Source organism: Thiohalophilus sp., assembly GCF_031581315.1.
Taxonomy (GTDB): Bacteria; Pseudomonadota; Gammaproteobacteria; order UBA6429; family Thiohalophilaceae; genus Thiohalophilus.
This window is the reverse complement of record NZ_JAVLAZ010000169.1, coordinates 1-2,288: the sequence shown is the minus strand read 5'-3', so window position 1 is coordinate 2,288 and position 2,288 is coordinate 1. Positions and strand designations below refer to the sequence as shown.

Below are 2,288 nucleotides of genomic sequence, written 5' to 3'. Positions count from 1 at the left end.
GATGGCCCGCAACAAGAGGATATCGCCGGTCTCGTTAACCCTGCAAACTACGACATTCAGGCTGAATTTACTTCGTGTCTTCGCGCCTTCGTGATTCGCCAGTCGTTGGCCAGGTTGCGCGCATCGCTACCTGGCGTCCCTGCTTTGGTTCGAGGTTGTGTCACGTAGGCTATCGCCAACGTGACCTACGCTACTAGCGGCCGGTAATCACAGTATTGCGGATTTCTTTTCTTCGTGTCTTCGCGCCTTCGTGGTTGGCGCTTTTCAGGACGCTGCTTTGGCCTTTTTGGTTTCGTCGTGGTTGGGGTAGTTCAGTTTCAGCACTTTGAGCGCATCGTCGGCGAGATCGTTCATTTCCAGTTGCCGGTAGGCGTGCACCATGATGCCCAGGGCCTCGGGGACTTCGGAGGTTTGCTGGTAATTTTCCACCACATATTTGGCGCGGTTGGCCGCCGCGACCAGGGCGTCGCGTTTCAGGTAATAGCGGGCCACATGCATTTCATGTTCGGCCAGCGCATCGCGCAGGGCATACATGCGGGCAACAGCATCTTCGGTATACTGGCTGTTGGGAAATTTTTCCACCAGTTCGGCGAAATGACGAAACGCCTCGCGTGAGGGACGGGGATCCCGCTCGGTCATGTCCTGATCGAACCAGCGGTTGAGCAGGGACGGTTCCAGTCGAAAGCTGGACAGGCCGCGCATGTAATAGGCGTAGTCCACATGTTGATGGTTGGGATGCAGTTTGATGAAACGATCGGCGGACAGGATGGCGGTCTCTGTTTCGCCGAACTTGTAATAGGCGTAGATGATCTCCAGCTGGGCCCGCTCGGCATAGGGGCCATAGGGAAAGCGTGACTCCAGCCGTTCATACAGGTTGATGGCGCTTTCGTAATTTTTGTTCTCCAGCTCGCTGTGGGCTTCCTCGTACAATTCTTCCACGGTCATGCCCGCGGTGGGATCATCGGCGTCCGGCGAGGAACCGCATCCGGAGAGTAACAGCAGGGGCAGGAGCAAAAGCAGGTAACGGGCGCGCATGATGATTCCGGTAAGGTGAGTGTGAATTTGTAGTACGATCCTGTTTCAGACTGCCATTATACCCGCAAACAGGCCGATGACGACACAATCGACAGAACTTCTCAGTGGCGAGATCCCCGACAGCCTGGCCGGCCAGCGGCTCGATCAGGCCCTGGCGCAGCTGTTTTCCCAGTACTCCCGCTCCCGCCTGCAGCATTGGCTGAAGCAGGGGTGTGTCCGGGTCGACGGTCGCCAGATGCGGGCGCGGGACAAGGTGTTCGGTGGGGAGCAGATCGAGATCGAGGCGGTCCACGAGCCCCAGGGAGAATGGCAGGCCGAGCCGATCGAACTGGATATCGTGTTCGAAGACGAGGCCCTGATCGTGCTGAATAAGCCGGCCGGGCTGGTCGTTCACCCCGCAGCCGGCAATCCCGAGGGAACCATGCTCAACGCCCTGTTGCACCACGATCCGGGCCTGGCCAATGTGCCGCGCGCCGGCATCGTGCATCGCCTGGACAAGGAAACCACCGGGTTACTGGTGGTGGCCCGCACTCTGGAATCCCAGAAACAGCTGGTGGAACAGCTCCAGGCGCGCCGTTTTCTGCGCGAATACCAGGCGGTAGCCAATGGCGTCCTGACCGCGGGGGGCACGGTGGAGGCGCCGATTGGCCGCCATCCGACCCAGCGCAAACGCATGGCGGTCGTCCAGAACGGTAAGCCGGCCATCACCCATTACCGGGTCGCGCAGCGCTTTCGGGCCCATACCTGGCTGCGGGCCACCCTGGAGACCGGGCGCACCCACCAGATTCGCGTGCACATGGCGCACATTCACCATCCGCTGGTGGGCGACCCGACCTACGGCGGTCGCCTGCGCCTTCCCAAGGGGGCGAACGAGGCGCTGATCGAAACCCTGCGCGGCTTCAGGCGCCAGGCCCTGCACGCCAGCAAACTGGGACTGCAACACCCGCTCAGCGGCGAGATGATGCAGTGGGAACAGCCGCTGCCAACGGATATGGCCAATCTGATTGCGGCCTTGCAACAGGACCTGACAGCGCAGGGGAGCTCATGAACCGCGAACGCTTTGTCACGCCCCACTGGCCGGCCCCTTCAGCGGTGCGGGCCGGGACCAGCTGCCGCCAGGGTGGGGTGAGTGCGCCGCCTTACGATTCGCTCAATCCCGCCTCCCATGTGGGTGATGATCCGGCCGCGGTGGCTACCAACCGGGCCCGACTGGGATTGCCGGCCGAGCCGGGCTGGCTGCAACAGGTCCATGG

The 2,288-nt window shown here is 61.5% G+C and carries 3 protein-coding genes; 2 read left to right on the top strand and 1 reads right to left on the bottom strand.

The genetic code is table 11. The annotated features are described in order from the left end of the window. Window positions 1–264 precede the first annotated feature (264 nt). Complete coding sequence (locus RI563_RS13240) at window positions 265–1,035, bottom strand: outer membrane protein assembly factor BamD (RefSeq protein WP_310694852.1); 771 nt, start codon at window positions 1,033–1,035, stop codon at window positions 265–267. Between the two features lie 76 nt (window positions 1,036–1,111). Here RI563_RS13240 and rluD point away from each other — a divergent pair, with 76 nt between their 5' ends. Together rluD and RI563_RS13230 are read left to right on the top strand one after the other, a co-directional pair. Continuing rightward, window positions 1,112–2,083, top strand: coding sequence for a 23S rRNA pseudouridine(1911/1915/1917) synthase RluD (rluD, locus tag RI563_RS13235; protein WP_310694851.1), 972 nt, complete (start codon window positions 1,112–1,114; stop codon window positions 2,081–2,083). Next, window positions 2,080–2,288: laccase domain-containing protein (locus RI563_RS13230; protein WP_310694850.1), on the top strand; the 209-nt coding region annotated here is incomplete at its 3' end. The genes rluD and RI563_RS13230, both read left to right, overlap by 4 nt.